General features: G+C 62.4%; 31 protein-coding genes. All 31 read right to left on the bottom strand.

Annotated features, from left to right (window positions below; all coding sequences use genetic code 11):
* Nucleotides 1-75: 75 nt before the first annotated feature.
* Nucleotides 76-1,074, bottom strand: a complete 999-nt coding sequence (gene rpoA / locus HBF24_RS13240; RefSeq protein WP_167173652.1) for a DNA-directed RNA polymerase subunit alpha — start codon at nt 1,072-1,074, stop codon at nt 76-78.
* A 15-nt stretch (nt 1,075-1,089) separates the two neighbouring features.
* Nucleotides 1,090-1,716 carry a 30S ribosomal protein S4 gene (rpsD, locus tag HBF24_RS13235; protein ID WP_167173650.1) on the bottom strand — a complete coding sequence of 209 codons (627 nt, stop codon included), beginning with the start codon at nt 1,714-1,716 and terminating at the stop codon, nt 1,090-1,092.
* Nucleotides 1,717-1,728: 12 nt separating this feature from the next.
* Entirely contained in the window at nt 1,729-2,115 is a 387-nt protein-coding gene (rpsK, locus tag HBF24_RS13230; RefSeq protein ID WP_167173649.1) for a 30S ribosomal protein S11, read from the bottom strand.
* 15 nt (nt 2,116-2,130) lie between these two features.
* Complete coding sequence (gene rpsM / locus HBF24_RS13225) at nt 2,131-2,487, bottom strand: 30S ribosomal protein S13 (RefSeq protein ID WP_167173647.1); 357 nt, start codon at nt 2,485-2,487, stop codon at nt 2,131-2,133.
* Between the two features lie 127 nt (nt 2,488-2,614).
* Nucleotides 2,615-3,943, bottom strand: a complete 1,329-nt coding sequence (gene secY / locus HBF24_RS13220) for a preprotein translocase subunit SecY (RefSeq protein WP_167173645.1) — start codon at nt 3,941-3,943, stop codon at nt 2,615-2,617.
* Between the two features lie 4 nt (nt 3,944-3,947).
* Nucleotides 3,948-4,379: a 50S ribosomal protein L15 gene (gene rplO / locus HBF24_RS13215; RefSeq protein WP_167173643.1), complete on the bottom strand. Its 432-nt coding sequence runs from the start codon at nt 4,377-4,379 to the stop codon at nt 3,948-3,950.
* A gap of 5 nt (nt 4,380-4,384) precedes the next feature.
* Nucleotides 4,385-4,576 carry a 50S ribosomal protein L30 gene (rpmD, locus tag HBF24_RS13210; protein WP_167173641.1) on the bottom strand — a complete coding sequence of 64 codons (192 nt, stop codon included), beginning with the start codon at nt 4,574-4,576 and terminating at the stop codon, nt 4,385-4,387.
* Nucleotides 4,569-5,078: a 30S ribosomal protein S5 gene (rpsE, locus tag HBF24_RS13205; RefSeq protein WP_167173639.1), complete on the bottom strand. Its 510-nt coding sequence runs from the start codon at nt 5,076-5,078 to the stop codon at nt 4,569-4,571. Before rpsE ends, rpmD begins: the two co-directional genes overlap by 8 nt.
* 78 nt (nt 5,079-5,156) lie before the next feature.
* Nucleotides 5,157-5,507 (bottom strand): 50S ribosomal protein L18, encoded by a 351-nt coding sequence (gene rplR / locus HBF24_RS13200; RefSeq protein WP_167173637.1) that lies wholly within the window; start codon nt 5,505-5,507, stop codon nt 5,157-5,159.
* Between the two features lie 30 nt (nt 5,508-5,537).
* Nucleotides 5,538-6,065 (bottom strand): 50S ribosomal protein L6, encoded by a 528-nt coding sequence (gene rplF, locus HBF24_RS13195; RefSeq protein ID WP_167173635.1) that lies wholly within the window; start codon nt 6,063-6,065, stop codon nt 5,538-5,540.
* Between the two features lie 11 nt (nt 6,066-6,076).
* A complete protein-coding gene (gene rpsH, locus HBF24_RS13190) occupies nt 6,077-6,475 on the bottom strand; it encodes a 30S ribosomal protein S8 (RefSeq protein ID WP_167173633.1) in 399 nt (132 codons plus the stop codon).
* A 133-nt stretch (nt 6,476-6,608) separates the two neighbouring features.
* A complete protein-coding gene (rpsN, locus tag HBF24_RS13185) occupies nt 6,609-6,914 on the bottom strand; it encodes a 30S ribosomal protein S14 (protein WP_167173631.1) in 306 nt (101 codons plus the stop codon).
* Between the two features lie 12 nt (nt 6,915-6,926).
* Complete coding sequence (rplE, locus tag HBF24_RS13180; RefSeq protein ID WP_167173629.1) at nt 6,927-7,466, bottom strand: 50S ribosomal protein L5; 540 nt, start codon at nt 7,464-7,466, stop codon at nt 6,927-6,929.
* Between the two features lie 11 nt (nt 7,467-7,477).
* Nucleotides 7,478-7,795, bottom strand: a complete 318-nt coding sequence (rplX, locus tag HBF24_RS13175) for a 50S ribosomal protein L24 (protein WP_343162767.1) — start codon at nt 7,793-7,795, stop codon at nt 7,478-7,480.
* 12 nt (nt 7,796-7,807) lie between these two features.
* Complete coding sequence (rplN, locus tag HBF24_RS13170) at nt 7,808-8,176, bottom strand: 50S ribosomal protein L14 (protein WP_167173625.1); 369 nt, start codon at nt 8,174-8,176, stop codon at nt 7,808-7,810.
* 15 nt (nt 8,177-8,191) lie between these two features.
* Nucleotides 8,192-8,452 (bottom strand): 30S ribosomal protein S17, encoded by a 261-nt coding sequence (rpsQ, locus tag HBF24_RS13165; protein ID WP_167173623.1) that lies wholly within the window; start codon nt 8,450-8,452, stop codon nt 8,192-8,194.
* Nucleotides 8,453-8,463: 11 nt separating this feature from the next.
* Nucleotides 8,464-8,649 (bottom strand): 50S ribosomal protein L29, encoded by a 186-nt coding sequence (rpmC, locus tag HBF24_RS13160; protein WP_167173621.1) that lies wholly within the window; start codon nt 8,647-8,649, stop codon nt 8,464-8,466.
* Nucleotides 8,649-9,062, bottom strand: a complete 414-nt coding sequence (gene rplP / locus HBF24_RS13155; RefSeq protein ID WP_167173619.1) for a 50S ribosomal protein L16 — start codon at nt 9,060-9,062, stop codon at nt 8,649-8,651. Before rplP ends, rpmC begins: the two co-directional genes overlap by 1 nt.
* A gap of 11 nt (nt 9,063-9,073) precedes the next feature.
* Nucleotides 9,074-9,796, bottom strand: coding sequence for a 30S ribosomal protein S3 (rpsC, locus tag HBF24_RS13150; protein ID WP_167173617.1), 723 nt, complete (start codon nt 9,794-9,796; stop codon nt 9,074-9,076).
* Between the two features lie 16 nt (nt 9,797-9,812).
* Nucleotides 9,813-10,142, bottom strand: coding sequence for a 50S ribosomal protein L22 (gene rplV, locus HBF24_RS13145; RefSeq protein WP_167173615.1), 330 nt, complete (start codon nt 10,140-10,142; stop codon nt 9,813-9,815).
* An 11-nt stretch (nt 10,143-10,153) separates the two neighbouring features.
* Entirely contained in the window at nt 10,154-10,426 is a 273-nt protein-coding gene (gene rpsS / locus HBF24_RS13140; protein ID WP_167173613.1) for a 30S ribosomal protein S19, read from the bottom strand.
* 12 nt (nt 10,427-10,438) lie between these two features.
* Nucleotides 10,439-11,263: a 50S ribosomal protein L2 gene (rplB, locus tag HBF24_RS13135; RefSeq protein WP_167173612.1), complete on the bottom strand. Its 825-nt coding sequence runs from the start codon at nt 11,261-11,263 to the stop codon at nt 10,439-10,441.
* A 20-nt stretch (nt 11,264-11,283) separates the two neighbouring features.
* Nucleotides 11,284-11,577, bottom strand: a complete 294-nt coding sequence (rplW, locus tag HBF24_RS13130; RefSeq protein WP_167173610.1) for a 50S ribosomal protein L23 — start codon at nt 11,575-11,577, stop codon at nt 11,284-11,286.
* The gene (gene rplD / locus HBF24_RS13125) at nt 11,574-12,176 is read right to left on the bottom strand and encodes a 50S ribosomal protein L4 (protein WP_167173608.1); all 603 of its coding nucleotides are present in this window, start codon (nt 12,174-12,176) and stop codon (nt 11,574-11,576) included. The genes rplW and rplD overlap by 4 nt, the downstream gene beginning before the upstream one ends.
* Nucleotides 12,177-12,187: 11 nt before the next feature.
* On the bottom strand, nt 12,188-12,829 hold the full coding sequence (gene rplC / locus HBF24_RS13120) for a 50S ribosomal protein L3 (RefSeq protein ID WP_167173606.1): 642 nt from the start codon (nt 12,827-12,829) through the stop codon (nt 12,188-12,190).
* Between the two features lie 25 nt (nt 12,830-12,854).
* Entirely contained in the window at nt 12,855-13,166 is a 312-nt protein-coding gene (gene rpsJ / locus HBF24_RS13115; RefSeq protein ID WP_014402136.1) for a 30S ribosomal protein S10, read from the bottom strand.
* A gap of 122 nt (nt 13,167-13,288) precedes the next feature.
* Nucleotides 13,289-14,479, bottom strand: a complete 1,191-nt coding sequence (gene tuf, locus HBF24_RS13110; protein ID WP_167173604.1) for an elongation factor Tu — start codon at nt 14,477-14,479, stop codon at nt 13,289-13,291.
* Nucleotides 14,480-14,533: 54 nt separating this feature from the next.
* Complete coding sequence (gene fusA, locus HBF24_RS13105) at nt 14,534-16,624, bottom strand: elongation factor G (protein WP_167173602.1); 2,091 nt, start codon at nt 16,622-16,624, stop codon at nt 14,534-14,536.
* Nucleotides 16,625-16,654: 30 nt separating this feature from the next.
* Nucleotides 16,655-17,122: a 30S ribosomal protein S7 gene (rpsG, locus tag HBF24_RS13100; RefSeq protein WP_167173600.1), complete on the bottom strand. Its 468-nt coding sequence runs from the start codon at nt 17,120-17,122 to the stop codon at nt 16,655-16,657.
* 18 nt (nt 17,123-17,140) lie between these two features.
* Nucleotides 17,141-17,515: a 30S ribosomal protein S12 gene (gene rpsL, locus HBF24_RS13095; RefSeq protein ID WP_167173597.1), complete on the bottom strand. Its 375-nt coding sequence runs from the start codon at nt 17,513-17,515 to the stop codon at nt 17,141-17,143.
* Between the two features lie 180 nt (nt 17,516-17,695).
* Nucleotides 17,696-21,913, bottom strand: a complete 4,218-nt coding sequence (rpoC, locus tag HBF24_RS13090; RefSeq protein WP_167173595.1) for a DNA-directed RNA polymerase subunit beta' — start codon at nt 21,911-21,913, stop codon at nt 17,696-17,698.
* Nucleotides 21,914-21,933: the final 20 nt, after the last annotated feature.

The following is a 21,933-nucleotide window of genomic DNA, read 5'->3' as shown; positions in this document are numbered from 1 at the left end:
ATCGAAACGACACTCCCGCCACGTCCAGTGCTGCTTGCAACGGCAATCAAATTCGATCGCCAAGGCTTACAAGGATCAGCCCAGCTGCATGCCGTGCGCGAGGCCCGGCGGCGGCCAGTTCTCCAGCTTGGTACCCAGGGCCAGGCCACGGGAACCGAGCACATCCTTGATTTCGGTGAGCGACTTCTTGCCCAGATTCGGCGTCTTCAGCAGCTCGACCTCGGTCTTCTGCACCAGATCGCCGATGTAGTAGATGCTCTCGGCCTTCAGGCAGTTGGCCGAACGGACGGTGAGCTCCAGGTCGTCGATCGGACGCAGCAGCAGCGGATCGAAACCGGTCTTCTCGGTTTCCTGGGTGGTGGTCTCGCGACGGGTGAAGTCGCCAAACACCGACAGCTGGTCATTGAGGATCTCGGCGGCGGCGCGAACCGCCTCCTCGGCACCAACAGTACCGTTGGTGTCGATATCCAGGATCAGCTTGTCCAGGTTGGTACGCTGCTCGACACGCGCGGCATCGACTTCATAGGACACGCGACGGATCGGCGAGAACGACGCATCCAGCGGCAGACGGCCGATGGGACGCGCCTCGTCGTCCGGACGCTGGCGGGCACTGGCCGGCTCGTAGCCGACGCCGCGCACCACCTTCAGGCGCATGTTCAGCGCAATGTCCTTGGTCAGGTGACAAATCACATGCTCGGGATTGACGATCTCGACCGTGTGATCGACCGTGATGTCGCCGGCCGTGACCACGCCGGTGCCCTGTTTGGACAGGGTCAGCGTGACTTCGTCGCCGCTCAGCTGACGGATCGCGACGTCCTTGAGGTTCAGGAGAATCTCGATGACGTCTTCCTGCAGCCCCTCCAGCGTGGTGTACTCGTGGAGCACACCATCGATCTCGACCTCGACGATTGCCGAACCCGGGATGGAAGAGAGCAGAACGCGACGCAACGCGTTGCCAAGCGTGTGACCGAAACCGCGCTCCAGCGGCTCAACCACCACCTTGGCACGATTGGGCCCAAGCTGCTCGACGCTGAGGCCGCGAGGCCGCAGCACGCTAGTAGAGGAATCTGCCATGTACGGCTCCGGTGATTACTTCGAGTAAAGCTCGATGATCAGGTTCTCGTTGATGTCCGACGGCAGATCGCCGCGATCGGGCAGCGCCTTGAACACACCAGTGAGCTTCTTGCTGTCCACGTCGACCCACATCGGACGCAGATCCATCGAGTCGGCCAGCGTGGCCGCTTCCTGGACGCGCAGCTGGTTACGGGCGCGCTCGGTCAGCGTCACCTCGTCACCCGGCTTGACCTGGTAGGACGGAATGTTGACCTTGGTGCCGTTGACCATCACACCCTTGTGCGCCACCAGCTGGCGGGCCTGGGCACGGGTCACGGCAAAGCCCATACGGAACACAACGTTGTCCAGACGGCCTTCCAGCAGGCGCAGCAGGTTTTCACCCGTATTGCCCTTCTGGGTGGACGCCTTGGCGTAATAATTACGGAACTGACGTTCGAGCACGCCGTAGATGCGCTTGACCTTCTGCTTCTCACGCAACTGCACGGCATAATCGGACATGCGGATGCGCTTGTTCGCACCGTGCTGGCCGGGCTTGTTCTCCAGCTTGCACTTGGAGTCCAGCGCACGCGCCGGGCTCTTCAGACTCAGGTCGGCACCCTCACGGCGCGCCAGCTTACAGGTAGCTCCACGATAACGAGCCATGGTTCGCTCCTCTTAGACGCGACGCTTTTTAGGGGGACGGCAGCCGTTATGCGGAATCGGCGTGACGTCGATGATGTTCAGAACCTTGTAGCCCAGCGCGTTCAGCGAACGAACCGCCGACTCGCGGCCCGGACCGGGGCCCTTGATACGCACTTCCACGGTCTTCACGCCATAGTCCAGCGCAGCACGACCGGCGCGCTCGGCGGCGACCTGGGCGGCGAACGGCGTGGACTTGCGGCTACCACGGAAACCGGCACCGCCAGCGGTTGCCCACGACAAGGCGTTGCCCTGGCGGTCGCTGATGGTGACGATGGTGTTGTTGAAGGAGGCCTGCACGTGAGCAACCGCATCGGTAACGACGCGCTTGACCTTCTTCTTGGTCTTGACCGGCTTTGCCATAGCTAGGTAATCCGTTTACTTCTTGATCGGACGACGCGGACCCTTGCGGGTACGGGCGTTCGTTTTCGTGCGCTGGCCGCGCACCGGCAGGCCGCGACGGTGACGCAGGCCGCGGTAGCAGCCCAGATCCATCAGTCGCTTGATCGACATACCGACCTCACGACGGAGGTCGCCCTCGACCACGTACTTGGCAATCTCAGCGCGAAGCTTTTCCACTTCGCCTTCGCTGAGGGACTTGATAGGCGTGGTCGGCTCCACGCCTGCGTCTGCACAGACCTGATGGGAACGGGTACGCCCGATTCCATAGATGCTCTGCAGGCCGACCCATACATGTTTGTGGACCGGCAGGTTGACACCCGCGATGCGCGCCATGATGAACTATCTCCGATGCGTTACGTGCGCGGTAAACGCGCAATGATAACTTGAATCACTTCAAACAGAAAGCCCTTTGGCACCACCCCGGCACCGGGACCTCCCAACCGTGGAACTTGCACCGCGCTCAGCGGCGGCGCAGGTTCGCTTTCTTGAGCAAGCTTTCGTACTGATGACTGGTCAGATGCGCCTGCACCTGCGCCGTGAAGTCCATCACCACCACCACCACGATGAGCAACGAGGTGCCACCGAAGTAGAACGGCACGTTCCAGGCCTTTTGCAGGAACGTCGGGACCAGACAGACCGCAACCAGATAAAGCGCGCCGACACCGGTCAGGCGCGTCATCACGCCGTCGATGTACTGGCCCGTGGCACGACCCGGACGAATGCCCGGAATCAGTGCGCCGGAACGCTTGAGGTTATCGGCCGTCTCCTGCGAGTTGAACACGATCGCCGTGTAGAAGAAGGCGAAAATGATGATCAACGCCGCATACAGCACATCGTGCAACGCCTCACCGGGCGACAGCGCCTGGGTGATGGTCTGCAACCAGCGCGGCTGATGCGCACCACCACCGAACCAGGTCGCGGCCGTGGCCGGGAACATGATCAGACTGGAGGCGAAGATCGGCGGAATCACACCCGACATGTTGATCTTCAGCGGCAGGTGCGAGGTCTGGTTCTGATACGCGCGCTGCCCACCGGACTTGCGTGCGTAGTTCACCGTGATGCGACGCTGCGCCCGCTCCATGTAGACCACGAACGCGGTCACCACCAGTACCACCGCAATCACCATCAGCACCTTCAGCACCGACAGCTCGCCGTTGTTGGCCATGGTCAGCGTATGCACCACGGCACCTGGCAGACCCGCGACGATGCCGGCGAAGATCAGCAACGAGATGCCGTTGCCGACGCCGCGCTCGGTGATCTGCTCACCCAGCCACATCAGGAACATGGTACCGGCCGTCAGACCCACCACGGACGCCAGCACGAAGCCGGGACCGGGCATGTACACCACGGGCGCGCCGCCAGCCGCGACCTGCTTTTGCAGGGCCATGGCCACGCCGAAGGCCTGAAAGGCCGCCAACGCTACGGTGCCAAACCGTGTGTACATGGTCATCTTGCGCTGACCGGCCTGCCCTTCCTTTTTCATCTGCGCGAAGCTCGGCAACACCGAGCCCATCATCTGCACGACGATCGAGGCGGAGATGTACGGCACCACGCCAAGCGCGAATACCGAGAAACGCGAAAGGGCACCACCGGAGAACATGTTGAACATGTCCAGCAGGCCGCCCTGCGAGTTCAGGAAGTTGCTCATCGCGTCCGGGTTGACACCCGGAACCGGAATGAACGAACCCAGGCGGAACACCACCAGCGCACCAATCACGAAGAAGATGCGCTGACGAAGTTCAGTCAGCTTGCCGAGCGAACCAAGCATGTTGCCCTGTTGCGCGGCCACGCGATTACTCCACGCTTCCGCCGGCGGCCTCGATGGCAGCCTTGGCACCCGCGGTGGCGAGCACGCCGACCAGCTTCACCTTGCGCTCGATCTCGCCCTTGGCGACGATCTTGACCTTCTTGGCACGACCGTCAACCAGCCCGGCTTCCAGCAGCGCAGCCAGATCGATGGTATCGACCTTGACCTGCGCCAGCTGGTACAAGAACACCTGCTGGGTCTGATCCTTCTTCAGCGAGCGGAAGCCCACCTTCGGCAGACGACGCTGCAGCGGCATCTGACCGCCCTCGAAGCCCACCTTGTGGTAGCCACCCGAACGCGCATGCTGACCCTTGTGACCGCGACCTGCGGTTTTGCCCAGGCCCGAGCCGATACCGCGGCCCACTCGCACGCGGGACGGACGCGAGCCCGCTGCCGGCTTGATGTCATTCAAACGCATGATCGTTACTCCTCGACCCGAACCAGGTAGTTGACCTTGTTGATAAGGCCACGCACCTGCGGGCTATCCTTCAGTTCGCGCACATCATTGAGCTTGTTCAGGCCCAGCGCCTTCACGCTCAGGCGATGACGGCCCTGCACGCCGCGCAGGCCCTTCACCAGACGCACCTTCACGGTGCTGCTGTTGCTCTTAGCCATGACCGATCACCTCTTCCACGGTCTTGCCGCGCTTGGCAGCGATCTGCTCCGGCGAAGCCACCGCCTGCAGGCCCTTGATGGTTGCACGCACCAGATTGATCGGGTTACGCGAACCGACCGCCTTGGCCAGCACGTTCTTGACGCCGACCACTTCCAGCACGGCGCGCATGGCACCGCCGGCAATCACGCCGGTACCCTCGGAGGCCGGCTGCATGTAAACGCGAGCCGCGCCGTGGTTGGCCTTGATGGCGTACCACAGAGTGCCATTGTTCAGGTCGATCTTGACCATGTTGCGACGGGCGCGCTCCATGGCCTTGGAGATGGCTACCGGCACTTCACGGGCCTTGCCGTAACCGAAGCCGACACGGCCTTCGCCGTCACCGACCACGGTCAGAGCGGTAAAGGTCATCTGACGGCCACCCTTGACGGTCTTGGCCACGCGGTTGACGGCAATCAGCTTTTCGAGCAGGCCGTCCGAATTTTCGCGATCATTCGAAGACATGTTTATCCCATTTGCCCGGTCGTGCCGGGACGTCTACTTACGGCACCAAGGCCGCTTGGAGTTGTTTTGGGCGAAGCCTTAGAACTTCAGGCCAGCCTCGCGGGCGGCGTCGGCAATTGCCTTGACGCGGCCATGGAAACGGAAACCGGAGCGATCAAACGCCACCGATTCCACGCCCGCGGCCAGCGCGCGCTCGGCCACAGCCTTGCCTACCGCGGCAGCGGCGGCCAGGTTCTTGGTGCCCTTCAGGCCTTCGGCAACCGACTTCTGCACGGTGGCAGCGGAAGCGACGACCTTGCCTTCGGGCGAAAACACCTGCGCGTACAGGTGCTGACCGGTGCGATGCACGCTCAGACGCGCAACGCCCTGCTTGCGAATACGCGAACGCGTCGACTTGGCGCGGCGCAGACGGGCTTGATTCTTGTCCATCATTGTTTCTCCAGAAAGCGGATCGACCTATTAGGCCTTCTTGGCTTCCTTCATGGTGATCTGTTCGCCGGCGTAACGAACGCCCTTGCCCTTGTACGGCTCCGGCGGACGGAAACCGCGGATCTTGGCGGCCACCTGACCGACCACCTGCTTGTCGGCACCCTTGACCAGCACTTCGGTCGCCGACGGGGTCTCGATGTTGATGCCTTCCGGCGCATCGAAGACCACCGGGTGCGAGAAGCCCAGGCTCAGGTTCAGGCTCTTGCCCTGCATGGAGGCACGGTAACCCACGCCAACCAGCTCGAGCTTCTTCTCGTAGCCGTCGGTGACGCCCTTGACCATGTTGGCCAGCAGCGCGCGCATGGTGCCGCCAAAGGCGGTTTCACGCGGATCAGCCAGCTGCACGGCCAGCTTGCCGTCTTCCTGGGCCACGGTCACGCCGGGCAGATGATGGGTCGACAGGGTGCCCTTGGGGCCCTTGACGGTGATGGCTTCATCGCCGATGGACACTTCAACGCCCTTGGCAATGACTACGGGATGTTTGGCAACACGCGACATCGTCAGCCCCCTTACGCCACAGAGCCGATGACTTCGCCACCCAGACCCTGCTTGCGGGCCTGTGCGTCGGTCAACAGACCAGCGGAAGTCGAGATGATGGAGATACCGAGGCCACCCAGCACCTTCGGCAGCTCATCCTTGCCGCGATACACACGCAGGCCCGAACGGCTGACGCGCTGGATACGCTCGATGGCGGGACGGCCTTCGAAGTACTTCAGGCGGATGTTAAGCGACGACTTGTTGCTGTCGCCGGACTCGACGCCGAAGTCCAGGATGTAGCCTTCGTTCTTCAGAAGCTCGGCGAGGGACGCCTTGAGCTTGGAGGCCGGCATGTTCACGCTCGCTTTGCCCATCAGCTGGGCGTTGCGGATACGCGTGAACATATCGGCGATGGGATCAGTCATGCTCATACGAAAAACCTTTGAGAGTGCACCGATATCCGTTACCGGAAATCTAGCTAAGTTTTTTGGCAGCCATAGCGGCTGGTCTGCTTTACGCAGACCGCCGACTATAGCAGCTTGTCGCTGGCGATGCGAGCAGCGATTACCAGCTGGCCTTGCGCAGGCCCGGCACGTCACCACGCATGGTGGCTTCGCGCAGCTTGTTGCGGCCCAGGCCGAACTTGCGGTAGGTGCCACGCGGGCGACCGGAGAGCTCACAGCGCAGCGTCAGGCGGACCGGGCTGGAATCACGCGGCAGCTTCTGCAGCTTGGCCTGCGCGTCCATCTTCTCCTCGTAGGAGGTGTCCGGATTGACGATGATCTTCTTGAGCTCTTCGCGCTTGGCGGCGTACTTCTTGACGAGCTTGGCGCGCTTGAGGTCGCGCTGAACCATGGAGGTCTTGGCCATGCCTATACCTAATTAGTTGCGGAACGGGAAGCCGAAAGCTTCCAGCAGCGACTTGGACTCTTCGTCGGTCTTGGCGGTGGTGGCGATGGAGATATCCATGCCGCGCAGCGCGTCGATCTGATCGTAATCGATCTCCGGGAAGATGATCTGTTCCTTGACGCCCATGTTGTAGTTGCCGCGGCCGTCGAACGAGCGACCGTTGACACCACGGAAGTCGCGGGTACGCGGCAGCGAAACGTTGATCAGACGATCGAGGAATTCGAACATGCGAGCGCGACGCAGGGTCACCTTGCAACCGATCGGCCAGCCGTCACGAATCTTGAACGACGCGACCGAAACGCGAGCATTGGTGGTGATGGGCTTCTGACCGGCGATCTTCGCCATGTCAGCCACGGCGTTCTCGAGCACCTTCTTGTTGCCCACCGCTTCGCCCACGCCCATGTTCAGCGTGATCTTGGAAATGCGCGGCACTTCCATAGGGTTCTTGTAACCGAAGCGTTCAACCAGCTTCGGCACAACCTGTTCTTTGTAAATCTTCTCAAGGCGAGACATGGCACCCGTCCTTATGCGTCAACGACTTCGCCACTGGAAGCGTACACGCGGACCTTGCGCCCATCCTCGAGCGTCTTGAAGCCCACGCGTTCACCCTTGTTCGTAGCGGGGTTGAACAGCATGACATTGGAAATGTGGATCGACGCCTCACGCTCGACGATGCCGCCAGCCTGGTTGGCCTGCGGATTCGGCTTGGTGTGACGCTTGATCAGGTTGACGTTGGAGACGAACACACGCTCGCCGTCCACGCGCAGCACGTCGCCGCGCTGACCCTTGTTCTTGCCGGTGGTCACGACGACGTGATCACCCTTGCGGATACGATTCATTATATCAGCCTCCGCTCAGAGCACTTCGGGCGCCAGCGAGACGATCTTCATGAACTTCTCGCTGCGCAGCTCACGGGTAACCGGCCCAAAGATACGGGTGCCGATCGGCTCGAGCTTGTTGTTGAGGAGCACGGCCGCATTGCCGTCGAAACGGATCAGCGAACCATCGCCACGACGCACGCCCTTGGCGGTACGAACGACGACGGCATTGTACACCTCACCCTTCTTGACCTTGCCGCGCGGAATGGCGTCCTTGACGGTCACCTTGATGACGTCGCCGATGCCGGCGTAACGGCGATGAGAGCCGCCCAGCACCTTGATGCACATCAGGCGACGCGCACCGCTGTTGTCCGCTGCGGAAAGCGTGCTTTGCATCTGGATCATGTCTTAATCCTCGCCTTACTTCTGCGCACGCGTAACGATTTCGACCACGCGATGATGCTTGGTCTTGGACAGCGGACGGCACTCTTCGATGCGTACCCAGTCACCTTCGCGGGCGCCGGACTCGTCATGCGCGTGCAGCTTGGTCGAGCGGCGGATGATTTTGCCCAGCAGCGCGTGCTGGACCTGGCGCTCGATAAGCACGGTTACCGTATCGCTCATCTTGTCGCTGATGACGCGCCCCTCAAGGGTACGCGCCGTCTTCTGGTTCTCGCTCATGTCGGCGGTCCTTACTTCTTCTCGCCCAGCACCATCTTGGTGCGGGCGATGTCGCGCCGTACACGGCGCAGCTCATGCGGCTGATTCAGCTGACCGGAACCCTTCTGCATGCGCAGATTGAACTGCTCCTTACGCAGATCCAACAGGTGGGTCTTCAGCTCTTCGGCCGACTTTTCACGGATTTCTTTGATAGCCATCACATCACCGCCCGGGTCACGAACTGGGTCTGCACGGGGAGCTTGGCAGCGGCCAGGCGGAATGCCTCGCGTGCCGTGTCCTCGTTGACGCCTTCGATTTCATACACCATACGGCCCGGCTGAATCAGGGCGACCCAGAACTCGACGTTGCCCTTACCCGAACCCATACGCACTTCGATGGGCTTGCGGGTGATGGGCTTGTCCGGGAACACACGGATCCAGAGCTTGCCGCCACGCTTGACGTAACGGGTGATGCAACGACGGCCGGCCTCAATCTGGCGCGCAGTCAGCTGACCGTGCGAGGTGGCCTTGAGGCCGTACTCGCCGAAGCTGACCAGGTTCGAATTGTGGCTCAGACCGCTGTTACGGCCCTTGTGTACCTTGCGGTACTTGGTTCGCTTAGGTTGCAACATGGCGTCGCTCCTTACTTGCCAGAGCGGTCGCGACGGCCTTCACCGCCTTCGCGCCGACCCGCGGGCTTCTTGTTGTCTTCGGCGGCCTGCTCTTGAGCGGCGGCCAGATCGAAGATTTCGCCCTTGTAGATCCACACCTTGACGCCGATGACGCCGTAGGTGGTGTGCGCTTCCGCAAAACCGTAGTCGATATCCGCACGCAGGGTGTGCAGCGGCACGCGACCTTCACGGTTCCACTCCGAACGGGCAATCTCGGCACCGTTCAGACGACCGGCAACGTTGATCTTGATGCCCTGGGCACCCAGACGCATGGCGTTGCCGACGGCGCGCTTCATGGCGCGGCGGAACATGATGCGGCGCTCAAGCTGCTGGGCGATCGACTCGGCCACCAGCTGGGCATCGAGCTCGGGCTTGCGCACTTCGCTCACGTTGATGTGGGTGGGAACACCCATCATCTTGGTGACTTCCTTGCGCAGCTTCTCGATGTCCTCGCCCTTCTTGCCGATCACCACACCCGGACGTGCCGTGTAGATGGTGATACGGGCGGTCTTGGCGGGGCGCTCAATCTGGATGCGGGAGACACCGGCCTGAGCCAGCTTCTTCTTCAGCATCTGGCGGACCTTCAGGTCAGCCGTCAGATATTCGGCGTACTCGCCCTTGTTTGCGTACCACTTCGAGTTCCAGTCCTTGGCAATGCCGAGGCGGATACCGGTGGGATGAACTTTATGACCCATCGTCTTCGTCCCCGTATCAGTTGCCGACGACCACAGTGATGTGGCTGTTGCGACGCAGGATGCGCGTACCGCGGCCCTTGGCGCGAGCGTGCATGCGCTTCATGGTCGGACCTTCGTCGACGAAGATCTGCGACACCTTCAGCTCATCCACATCGGCGCCGAGATTGTTCTCGGCGTTGGCGACGGCGGACAGCAGGACCTTGCGGACCAGGTGGGCAGCCTTCTTGTTGGTGTATTCGAGCACGTTGGCGGCCTGGCCCACGGGCATGCCGCGGACAAGATCGGCCACCAGGCGCGCCTTCTGCGCCGAAATGCGGGCGCTACGCAGAATCGCTTTCGCTTCCATCGTGCTATCCATCACTTCGACTTCCGGTCGGCGGCGTGGCCCTTGAACGTACGGGTCACCGCGAACTCGCCGAGCTTGTGCCCGACCATGTTCTCGTTGACCAGCACCGGCACGTGCTGACGACCGTTATGAATGGCAATGGTCATACCGACCATTTCCGGCAGAATCATCGAACGACGCGACCAGGTCTTGATCGGGCGCCGATTGTTGGCCGCCGAAGCGACCTCGATCTTCTTGAGCAGGTGCAGGTCGACGAACGGACCTTTTTTCAAAGAACGCGGCATGATCGTCTCCCGTTACTTGCTGCGACGACGCACGATGAACTGCTGCGTGCGCTTGTTGTTGCGGGTCTTGTAGCCCTTGGTCGGCGTACCCCACGGACTGACCGGATGACGGCCACCGGAGGTGCGGCCTTCACCACCACCGTGCGGATGGTCGACCGGGTTCATGGCCACACCACGCACGGTCGGGCGAATGCCCTTCCAGCGCTTGGCGCCGGCCTTGCCGAGCTTGCGCAAGCTGTGCTCGCTGTTGCCGACTTCGCCGATCGTGGCCGAGCACTCGACCGGAACGCGACGCATCTCGCCGGAGCGAAGACGCAGCGTGGCGTAACCGGACTCGCGCGCCACCAGCTGGGCCGAAGCACCGGCACTGCGGGCGATCTGCGCACCCTTGCCGGGCTTGAGCTCGATGCAGTGCACGGTCGAACCGAGCGGGATGTTGCGCAGCGGCAGGTTGTTGCCCGCCTTGATCGGCGCATCACGACCGGCCACCAGACGGTCACCCACCTGCACGCCCTTGGGCGCGATGATGTAGCGACGCTCGCCATCGGCGTAGCACAGCAACGCGATGTGCGCGGTGCGGTTCGGATCGTACTCCAGGCGCTCGACGCGGGCGGCGATGCCAACCTTGTTGCGCTTGAAATCGATGATGCGATACAGCTGCTTGTGGCCACCGCCGCGATGACGCGTGGTGATGCGGCCGTAGTGATTGCGACCGCCCGTCTTGGACTGCGACTCGGTCAGCGCCGCGTACGGCGCGCCCTTGTGCAGACCCGGCGTGGACACGCTCACCGCGGAGCGGCGTCCCGGGGAGGTCGGCTTGTGGTTAATCAGTGCCATCGGAATTCAACTCCTAAGCTTTAGGCCGATGCCGACACGTCGATGCTCTGGCCTTCAGCGAGGCGAACATACGCCTTACGCTTGCCCTGACGCACGCCCTGGCGGAAACGGAACGACTTGGTCTTGCTCTTGCCGTTGACGATGTTCACGTTGATGACGGAGACATCGAACATGGCTTCCACCGCTGCCTTGACGTCGGCCTTGGTGGCCTCGGGGGCCACGACGAACACATATTGGTTGTGTTCGGCCAGCAGTGCCGACTTTTCGGAAATGTGCGGCGCACGCAGCGTGTTGAGGATACGTTCGTTGCTCATGCCAGCCACTCCTCGATCTTCTTCACCGACTCCACCGTCATGACGACGTGGTCGGCACCCACCAGGCTGACCGGGTTCAGCGCGGCAACGTCCACTACATGCACGTAGGGGATGTTACGCGTGGCCAGGAACAGCTCTTCGGTGCTGCTCTCGGAGACCAGCAGAGCGCGACCGGAGACTTCCAGCTCGGCCAGCTTGCCGACCATTGCCTTGGTCTTGGGCTGATCGACACCAAAGTCCTCGACCACCTTCAGACGACCCTGGCGGTTCAGCTCTGCCAGGATCGAGCGCAGCGCGCCGCGGTACATCTTGCGGTTCACCTTCTGCTCGAAGCTGCGCGGCTTGGCCGCGAAGGTCACGCCACCGCCGATGAAGATCGGCGCGGTCAGCGCGCCGTGACGGGCACCGCCGCCCTTCTGGCGCTTGGACTTCTTGGTGGTACCGTTGACTTCCGAACGGGTCTTCTGCGCCTTGGTACCGGCGCGGCCAGCGGCCTGGTAGGCCACCACGACCTGGTGGATCAGATCCTCGCGGAACTCACCACCGAAAATCGTCTCGGAAACCTCGACCGGCTTGGCGCCAATTACATTCAGTTCCATGCCGTCTCTCCTCAGCCCTTCGCCGTCGGGCGGACAATCACATTGCCGCCGGTAGCGCCGGGCACCGAACCCTTGATCGCGATCAGGTGACGCTCGGCGTCGACCTTCACCACTTCCAGGCCCTGCACAGTGCGGCGCACGGCACCCATATGGCCGGACATCTTCTTGCCAGGGAACACGCGACCCGGGGTCTGGTTCTGACCAATGGAACCCGGAACGCGGTGCGACAGCGAGTTGCCGTGCGTGTTGTCCTGGCCACGGAAGTTGTGGCGCTTGATGGTGCCTGCGAAGCCCTTACCCTTCGACACGCCCGCGACATCGACCTTCTGGCCGGCCTCGAACACGTCGTCGACCTTGATCTCCGCGCCGACCTCGTACTTGCCAGCGTCGTCGGCAGCCAGGCGGAACTCCCACAGGCCGCGACCCGGCTCAACCTTGGCCTTCGCGTAATGGCCCTTGACGGGCTTGGTCAGAAGGGACGCACGGCGAACGCCGGCGGTCACCTGGATGGCGGTGTAGCCATCGTTATCTTCGGTCTTCACCTGGGCCACGCGGTTCGGCGTCGCTTCAATCAGCGTCACCGGCACGGAGCGGCCGTCTTCGGTAAAGATCCGGCTCATGCCGCATTTGCGGCCAACCAGTCCGATACTCATCTTCGTATCCTGTCAGGCGCTGTGATTAACCGAGCTTGATCTGGACGTCCACGCCAGCGGCGAGGTCAAGCTTCATCAGCGCGTCCACGGTCTTGTCATTCGGGTCGACAATGTCCAGCACTCGCTTATGCGTACGGGTTTCGTACTGATCGCGAGCGTCTTTATCGACGTGCGGCGACACCAGGATGGTGTAGCGCTCGATCTTCGTCGGCAGAGGAATCGGACCCAGCACGGTGGCACCCGTGCGCTTGGCCGTCTCAACAATCTCGCTCGCCGAGCGATCGATCAGACGATGATCGAAGGCCTTGAGCCGAATGCGAATCTTCTGGTTCGCCATAACCGTGTCCTGTTATCGAAAGAACGTATGTTTCATCGTGCGTGGTCCGCTTCTCGCGGACCACCGTCGAAGGCAAGACGGGAAGTATACTTCCCGCCTGCCCTTTCCTGCAAAGAATCTTCTTACTCGAAGATCTTGGCGACCACGCCGGCGCCGACGGTGCGGCCACCTTCGCGGATCGCGAAGCGCAGGCCATCGTCCATGGCGATCGGGTGGATCAGCGTGACGACCATCTTAATGTTGTCGCCCGGCATCACCATCTCGACGCCTTCCGGCAGCTCGACCGCACCGGTCACGTCGGTGGTGCGGAAGTAGAACTGCGGACGGTAGCCCTTGAAGAACGGCGTGTGACGACCACCCTCGTCCTTCGACAGCACGTACACCTCGGCCTCGAACTTGGTGTGCGGGGTGATCGAACCGGGCTTGGCCAGCACCTGGCCGCGCTCGACGTCGTCACGCTTGGTGCCGCGCAGCAGCAGACCGACGTTGTCACCGGCCTGACCCTGATCCAGCAGCTTGCGGAACATTTCCACGCCGGTCACGGTGGTCTTGGTGGTCGGACGGATGCCGACGACTTCGACCTCCTCACCCACCTTGATGATGCCGCGCTCGACACGACCGGTCACCACGGTGCCGCGGCCGGAGATCGAGAACACGTCTTCGACCGGCATCAGGAACGCCTTGTCGATGTCACGCTCGGGCTCCGGAATGTAGCTGTCCAGCGCCTCGACCAGCTTGATGATCGACGGCACGCCGATATCGCTGGTGTCGCCTTCCAGCGCCTTCAGCGCCGAACCGGTGATGATCGGGGTGTCGTCGGACGGGAAGTCGTAGTTGGACAGCAGCTCGCGCACTTCCATCTCGACCAGCTCGAGCAGCTCGGCATCGTCGACCATGTCGGCCTTGTTCAGGTACACGACGATGTACGGCACGCCGACCTGACGCGACAGCAGGATGTGCTCGCGGGTCTGCGGCATCGGGCCGTCAGCGGCCGAGCACACCAAGATCGCGCCATCCATCTGGGCGGCACCGGTGATCATGTTCTTGACGTAGTCAGCATGGCCCGGGCAGTCGACGTGGGCGTAGTGACGGGTATCGGACTCATACTCGACGTGTGCGGTCGAGATGGTGATACCACGCGCCTTTTCTTCCGGCGCACCGTCGATCTGATCGTAAGCCTTGACGTCGCCGCCGAACTTCTCGGCGCCAACCTTCGTCAGCGCCGCCGTCAGCGTGGTCTTGCCGTGATCGACGTGACCAATGGTGCCGACGTTCACGTGCGGCTTTTTACGCTCGAACTTTTCCTTGGACATCTTAGAAACCTCGAAAGAACTGAAACTAGTTGGACCTGGAGGAAGAGCGCCTTATCAGGCGTTCTTCATGACCTGCTCGGCGATGTTGTTCGGCGCCTCAGCGTAGTGGTCGAACTCCATCGTGTAAGTGGCGCGACCCTGGGTCGACGAACGCAGCGAGGTGGCATAACCGAACATCTCGCCCAGCGGCACCATCGCGTTGATGACCTTGCCCGACGGGCCGTCATCGGAACCCTGCAGCACGCCGCGACGACGGCTCAGGTCACCCATGACGTCACCCATGTACTCTTCGGGGGTGACCACCTCGACCTTCATGACCGGCTCCAGCAGGGCCGGATTGGCCTTGCCGAAGGCTTCCTTGAACGCCATGGAACCGGCGATCTTGAACGCCATTTCGGACGAATCGACTTCGTGGTAGGACCCGTCGACCAGCTTGATCTTGATGTCCACCACCGGGTAACCGGCCATGATGCCGTTGGACATCGCTTCCTGGATACCCTTGTCGACCGCCGGGATGTATTCCTTCGGAATCACACCACCGACAATGGCGTTCTCGAAGACGTAGCCTTCGCCACGCTCCTGCGGCTCCATCTCGATGACGACGTGACCGAACTGGCCCTTACCACCGGACTGACGGACGAACTTGCCTTCCTGACGCACGCTCTGGCGGATGGACTCGCGGTAAGCCACCTGCGGCTTGCCGACATTGGCCTCGACATTGAACTCGCGACGCAGACGGTCGACGATGATGTCCAGGTGCAGCTCGCCCATGCCCGAGATGATGGTCTGGCCGGACTCTTCGTCGGTACGCACGCGGAAGGACGGATCCTCCTGCGCCAGGCGCGACAGGGCGATGCCCATCTTCTCCTGGTCCGACTTGGTCTTCGGCTCGACCGCCATGGAGATCACCGGATCCGGGAACACCATGCGCTCAAGCGTGATGATGCTGTCGCCGGCACACAGGGTGTCACCCGTGGTCACGTCCTTCAGGCCCACCGCCGAAGCGATGTCACCGGCGCGCACTTCCTTGAGCTCCTTACGCTCGTTGGAATGCATCTGCAGGATACGGCCCACACGCTCCTTCTTGCCCTTGACCGGGTTGAACACCTGATCGCCGGCAGCCAGCACGCCCGAGTAGACGCGGAAGAAGCTCAGCGAGCCGACATACGGGTCGGTCATGATCTTGAAGGCCAGCGCGGAGAACGGCGCATTGTCGTCGGCCGGGCGCGTCGCCTCCTGCTCGTTCTCGTCGATGCCCTGCACCGGCGGACGATCGGCCGGCGACGGCAGCAGCTGAACCACGGCGTCGAGCAGCGCCTGCACGCCCTTGTTCTTGAACGCGGTACCGCAGAACACCGGGATGATCTCGTTGTTCAGGGTCGCTTCGCGCAGCGCACCGACAATCTCGTCTTCGGTCAGCTCGCCTTCCTCGAGGTACTTGTTCATCAAGTCCTCGGAGGTCTCGGCAGCGGCCTCGACCAGGAAGTTGTGCGCCTCGGTCGCCTTGTCGACCAGATCGGCCGGGATATCACGGTAATCGAACGTCATACCGTGGTTTTCCATATCCCAGTAGATGGCCTTCATCTTGACCAGGTCGACCACGCCTTCGAAGTTGTCCTCGGCACCGATCGGCACCTGCATCGGCACCGGGTTGGCACCCAGACGGCTCTTCAGCTGACCGACCACCTTGTCGAAGTTGGCACCGGTACGGTCCATCTTGTTGACGAAGGCCAGACGCGGCACCGAGTACTTGTTGGCCTGACGCCACACCGTCTCGGACTGCGGCTGCACACCACCGACCGCGCACAGCACGAACACCGCGCCATCCAGCACGCGCAGCGAACGCTCCACCTCAATGGTGAAGTCGACGTGGCCCGGGGTGTCGATGATGTTGAAGCGGTGCTGCGGCAACGAGCGGTCCATACCCTGCCAGAAGCAGGTGGTGGCCGCCGACGTGATGGTGATGCCGCGCTCCTGCTCCTGCTCCATCCAGTCCATGACAGCAGCACCGTCATGCACCTCGCCAATCTTGTGCGAGACACCGGTGTAGAACAGGATGCGCTCCGTCGTCGTGGTCTTACCGGCATCGATGTGGGCCATGATGCCGAAGTTGCGGTAGCGCTCGATGGGAGTGGTGCGTGCCACGGTGATTCCTCGAATTGCGTTAAGTGATGCTTACCAGCGGTAATGCGAGAAGGCCTTGTTGGCCTCTGCCATACGGTGCGTCTCTTCGCGCTTCTTGACGGCGCCACCGCGGGACTCGGAAGCCTCCAGCAGCTCGGCAGCCAGCTTGCGCGGCATCGACGTTTCACCGCGCTTGCGCGCCGCATCGATGACCCAGCGCATGGCCAGCGCCATGCGACGACCCGGACGCACCTCGACCGGCACCTGGTAGGTGGCGCCGCCGACTCGACGGGACTTCACCTCGACCACCGGAGCGACATTGCTCAGAGCCTTTTCGACCAGAGCCACCGGCTCGGCGTGCTTTTCACCCAGGTGATCCAGGGCGCCGTAGACGATGCCTTCGGCGACCGACTTCTTGCCACTTTGCATCACCATGTTGATGAAGCGGGCGATCAGCTCGCTGCCGTGCTTGGGATCCGGCAGGATCACGCGAGCGGGATGTGAACCTTTACGCGACATGTTTTAAGTCCTTAACAATTAGCCTTTCGGGCGCTTGGCGCCGTACTTGGAGCGGGCCTGACGGCGCTTGGTGACACCAGCGCAGTCCAGGCTGCCGCGAACGGTGTGATAGCGCACACCCGGCAGGTCTTTCACACGACCACCGCGGATAAGCACCACGGAGTGTTCCTGCAGGTTGTGGCCTTCGCCACCGATATAGCTGATGACTTCATAGCCGTTGGTCAGGCGCACCTTCGCGACTTTGCGCAGCGCGGAGTTCGGCTTTTTCGGCGTAGTCGTGTACACGCGAGTGCAGACACCGCGACGCTGCGGGCTGCTCTGCAGGGCCGGCGAAGCGCTCTTGTAGCTCTTCGGGCGGCGGGACTTACGCACCAATTGATTGATGGTCGCCATGCGGAAGTGATCCTAAGAAACACAAAGGCAGACCGGTGCCCGGCCTGCCAAGAAGCGGAAATGTAACACGCACACTCACCCTCGGGCAAGCGAAGCGCATCCTGCCATCCCTGAGCTCGAACACGAGGCGCGTCCTTGCGCCTCATTTCGTATGTAAGCGAGAAGCCGGGGGTTAAGGGCTTACTCGCCTTGCTCGGCGCTGGAGGTTTCTGCAACCGCCTCCGAAGCACCTGCGGAACCAGACAATGCATCCAGCTCCATGTCAGTAAGGCCACCCTGTCGACGGCGCTGGGCGTGATACGCCAAGCCGGTGCCCGCCGGGATGAGCCGACCAACAATAACATTTTCCTTCAGGCCCCGCAAGGTATCACGGGTGCCGCGGACAGCCGCCTCGGTCAGCACGCGGGTAGTCTCCTGGAAGGAGGCCGCGGAGATGAACGATTCGGTGGCCAGCGACGCCTTGGTGATACCCAGCAGCACCGACTGGAACTCGGCCGGACGCTCGTCGCGCGCCGCCATGCGCTGATTTTCTTCCATCAGACGCTGACGCTCGACCTGCTCACCACGCAGATAGTTGCTCTCGCCGCCATCGGTGATCTCAACCTTGCGCAGCATCTGACGAATGATCGCCTCGATGTGCTTGTCGTTGATCTTCACGCCCTGCAGGCGATAGACGTCCTGGATCTCCTTGACCAGGTAGGCGGCCAGCGGCTCGACACCCAGCAGGCGCAGGATGTCATGCGGGTTGGGCTCGCCGTCGACGACCGTCTCGCCCTTCTCCACGTGCTCGCCTTCGAACACGATGATGTGACGCCACTTGGGAATCAGCTCCTCGTGCTCGTTGCCATCGGTATCCTTGATGATCAGACGCTGCTTGCCCTTGGTGTCCTTGCCGAAGCTGACCACACCCGAACGCTCGGCCAGGATCGCCGGCTCCTTCGGCTTGCGCGCTTCGAACAGATCGGCCACGCGCGGCAGACCACCGGTGATGTCGCGGGTCTTGGACGTTTCCTGCGGGATACGCGCGACCACGTCACCGACATCGACCTCGGCACCGTTCTGAATGGAGACGATGGCGCCGGCGGGCAGGAAGTACTGCGCCGGCACGTCGGTACCCGGCAGCTTCAGCTCCTCGCCGTTGGCATCTTCCAGACGCACCATCGGACGCAGATCCTTGGCCGCGGTACCGCGACGCTTCGGATCGGTGACCACGGCGCTTTCCAGGCCGGTCAACTCGTCGGTCTGGCTCTGCACGGTGACGCCATCGATGAAGTCGATGAAGCGCACCACGCCGGCCACTTCCGAGACGATCGGATGGGTATGCGGATCCCAGTTGGCCACGGTCTGGCCAGCCTTGACCTGCGCACCGTCCTTGACCGAAATGGTGGCGCCGTAAGGCACCTTGTAGCGCTCACGCTCGCGGCCGTTGGTGTCGAGCAGGCTGACTTCGCCCGAACGCGACACCGCCACGAAGTGGCCCTGGTTGTGCTGCACGGTCTTGATGTTGTTGAACTTCAAGGTACCGGTGGTCTTGACCGTGACGTTATCCACGGCGGCGGCACGCGAAGCGGCACCACCGATGTGGAAGGTACGCATGGTCAGCTGCGTGCCCGGCTCACCGATGGACTGGGCGGCGATGACGCCGACCGACTCACCGATGTTGACCAGGTGGCCACGGGCCAGATCGCGACCGTAGCACTGCGCGCACACACCGTGCTCGGCAGTACAGTTGATCGGCGAACGCACCTTCACCGTCTGCACAGAGGCGTCGTCCAGCTTGGCCACCAGCTGCTCGTCGAGCAGCGTGCCGGCCTCGACCAGCGGCGCGTCGTCGTCATGATCGCCCGGCGCGTAGACGTCCTCGGCCACCACGCGACCCAGCACGCGCTCGCGCAACGGCTCGACCACGTCACCGCCTTCCACGATGGCGGTCATGGTCAGACCTTCCTCGGTACCGCAGTCGTGCTCGGTGACGACCACGTCCTGCGCCACGTCGACCAGGCGACGGGTCAGGTAACCGGAGTTGGCGGTCTTCAACGCGGTATCGGCCAGGCCCTTACGAGCACCATGGGTCGAGTTGAAGTACTGCAGCACATTCAGGCCTTCGCGGAAGTTGGCCTTGATGGGCGTCTCGATGATCGAGCCGTCCGGACGTGCCATCAGACCACGCATACCGGCCAGCTGACGAATCTGCGCGGCCGAACCACGGGCGCCGGAGTCGGCCATGATGTACAGCGAGTTCATGGACTTCTGCGCCACGTCCTTGCCTTCGGCATCCTTCACGATATCCGTGCCGATGCCGTCCATCATCGCCTTGGCGACCAGTTCGTTGGTGCGCGACCAGATGTCGACCACCTTGTTGTAGCGCTCGCCGGCGGTGACCAGACCGGACTGGTACTGCTCCTGGATCTCGACGACCTCGACCTCGGCCTCTTCCAGGATGCCCTTCTTGGCGTCCGGAATCTTCATGTCGTCGATGCCGATGGAGATGCCCGCACGCGTGGCGAAGCGGAAACCCATGTACATCAGCTTGTCAGCGAAGATCACCGTGTCCTTCAGGCCCAGCTGACGGTAGCTGGCATTGATCAGACGCGAGATGGCCTTCTTGTTGAGCTCGGTGTTGGCGATCTCGAACGGCAGGCCTTCGGGCAGGATGTCGGCCAGCAGCGCGCGACCCACGGTGGTTTCCACCAGCGAGGTCGATTCACTGCGCTTGCCATCCTCGTCGAAGCTGACCTGCTTCAGGCGCACACGCACCTTGGCATGCAGCTCGGCGACGCCGGCGTCATAGGCACGGCGGGCCTCGGCGATGTTGGCAAAGACCATGCCTTCGCCCTTCACGCCGACCAGCTGACGGGTGATGTAGTAAAGACCCAGCACCACGTCCTGCGTCGGCACGATGATCGGATCACCATTGGCCGGCGACAGGATGTTGTTGGTCGACATCATCAGCGCACGCGCTTCCAGCTGCGCCTCGATGGACAGCGGCACGTGCACGGCCATCTGGTCACCGTCGAAGTCGGCGTTGAACGCCGAGCACACCAGCGGATGCAGCTGGATGGCCTTGCCTTCGATCAGCACCGGCTCGAACGCCTGGATGCCCAGACGATGCAGCGTCGGTGCGCGGTTGAGCATCACCGGATGCTCGCGAATGACCTCTTCCAGGATATCCCAGACTTCCGATTCTTCGCGCTCGACCAGCTTCTTGGCCGCCTTGATGGTGGAGGCCAGGCCGCGGTTCTGCAGCTTGGCGAAGATGAACGGCTTGAACAGCTCCAGCGCCATCTTCTTGGGCAGACCGCACTGGTGCAGGCGCAGGGTCGGACCGACCACGATCACCGAACGACCGGAGTAGTCCACGCGCTTGCCCAGCAGGTTCTGGCGGAAGCGACCCTGCTTGCCCTTGATCATGTCGGCCAGCGACTTGAGCGGGCGCTTGTTGGTGCCGGTGATGGCACGACCGCGACGGCCGTTGTCCAGCAGCGCGTCCACCGACTCCTGCAGCATGCGCTTTTCGTTGCGCACGATGATGTCCGGCGCGGACAGCTCGAGCAGGCGCTTGAGGCGGTTGTTGCGGTTGATGACGCGGCGGTACAGGTCGTTCAGATCGGAGGTCGCAAAGCGACCACCGTCCAGCGGCACCAGCGGACGCAGGTCCGGCGGCAGCACCGGCAGCACGGTCAGGATCATCCACTCGGGCTTGTTGCCCGATTCCAGAAACGCCTCGATCAGCTTGATGCGCTTGGTCAGGCGCTTGAGCTTGGTCTCGGAGTTAGTGGCGGCGATCTCTTCCTTCAGGCGGATGGACTCGCCGTTCAGATCGATATCCTTCAGCAGCTCGTAGACGGCCTCGGCACCCATGCGGGCGTCGAACTCGTCACCGTGCTCCTCGACCGCTTCCAGGTACTGATCCTCGGACAGCAGCTGGCCACGCTCGAGCGCAGTCAGGCCCGGATCGATGACCACGTAGGCCTCGAAGTACAGGATGCGCTCGATGTCGCGCAGGGTCATGTCCAGCATCAGGCCGATGCGCGACGGCAGCGACTTCAGGAACCAGATGTGCGCGGTCGGGCTGGCCAGCTCGATGTGGCCCATGCGCTCGCGACGCACCTTGGCCAAGGTGACCTCGGTGCCGCACTTCTCGCACACCACGCCACGGTGCTTCATGCGCTTGTACTTGCCGCACAGGCACTCGTAGTCCTTCACCGGACCGAAGATGGCGGCACAGAACAGGCCGTCACGCTCGGGCTTGAAGGTGCGGTAGTTGATGGTCTCCGGCTTCTTCACCTCGCCGTAGGACCACGAACGGATCAGCTCCGGTGATGCCAGCGCGATCTTGATCGCGTCGAAATCCTGCGGCTGACGCTGCTGATTGAACAGGTTGAGTAGGTCTTTCATTTCAGTCTCCCGCTCGCGCG

The organism is Oleiagrimonas sp. C23AA, assembly GCF_011759385.1.
GTDB lineage: Bacteria > Pseudomonadota > Gammaproteobacteria > Xanthomonadales > Rhodanobacteraceae > Oleiagrimonas.
This window is presented reverse-complemented; position numbering and strand designations above follow the sequence as displayed.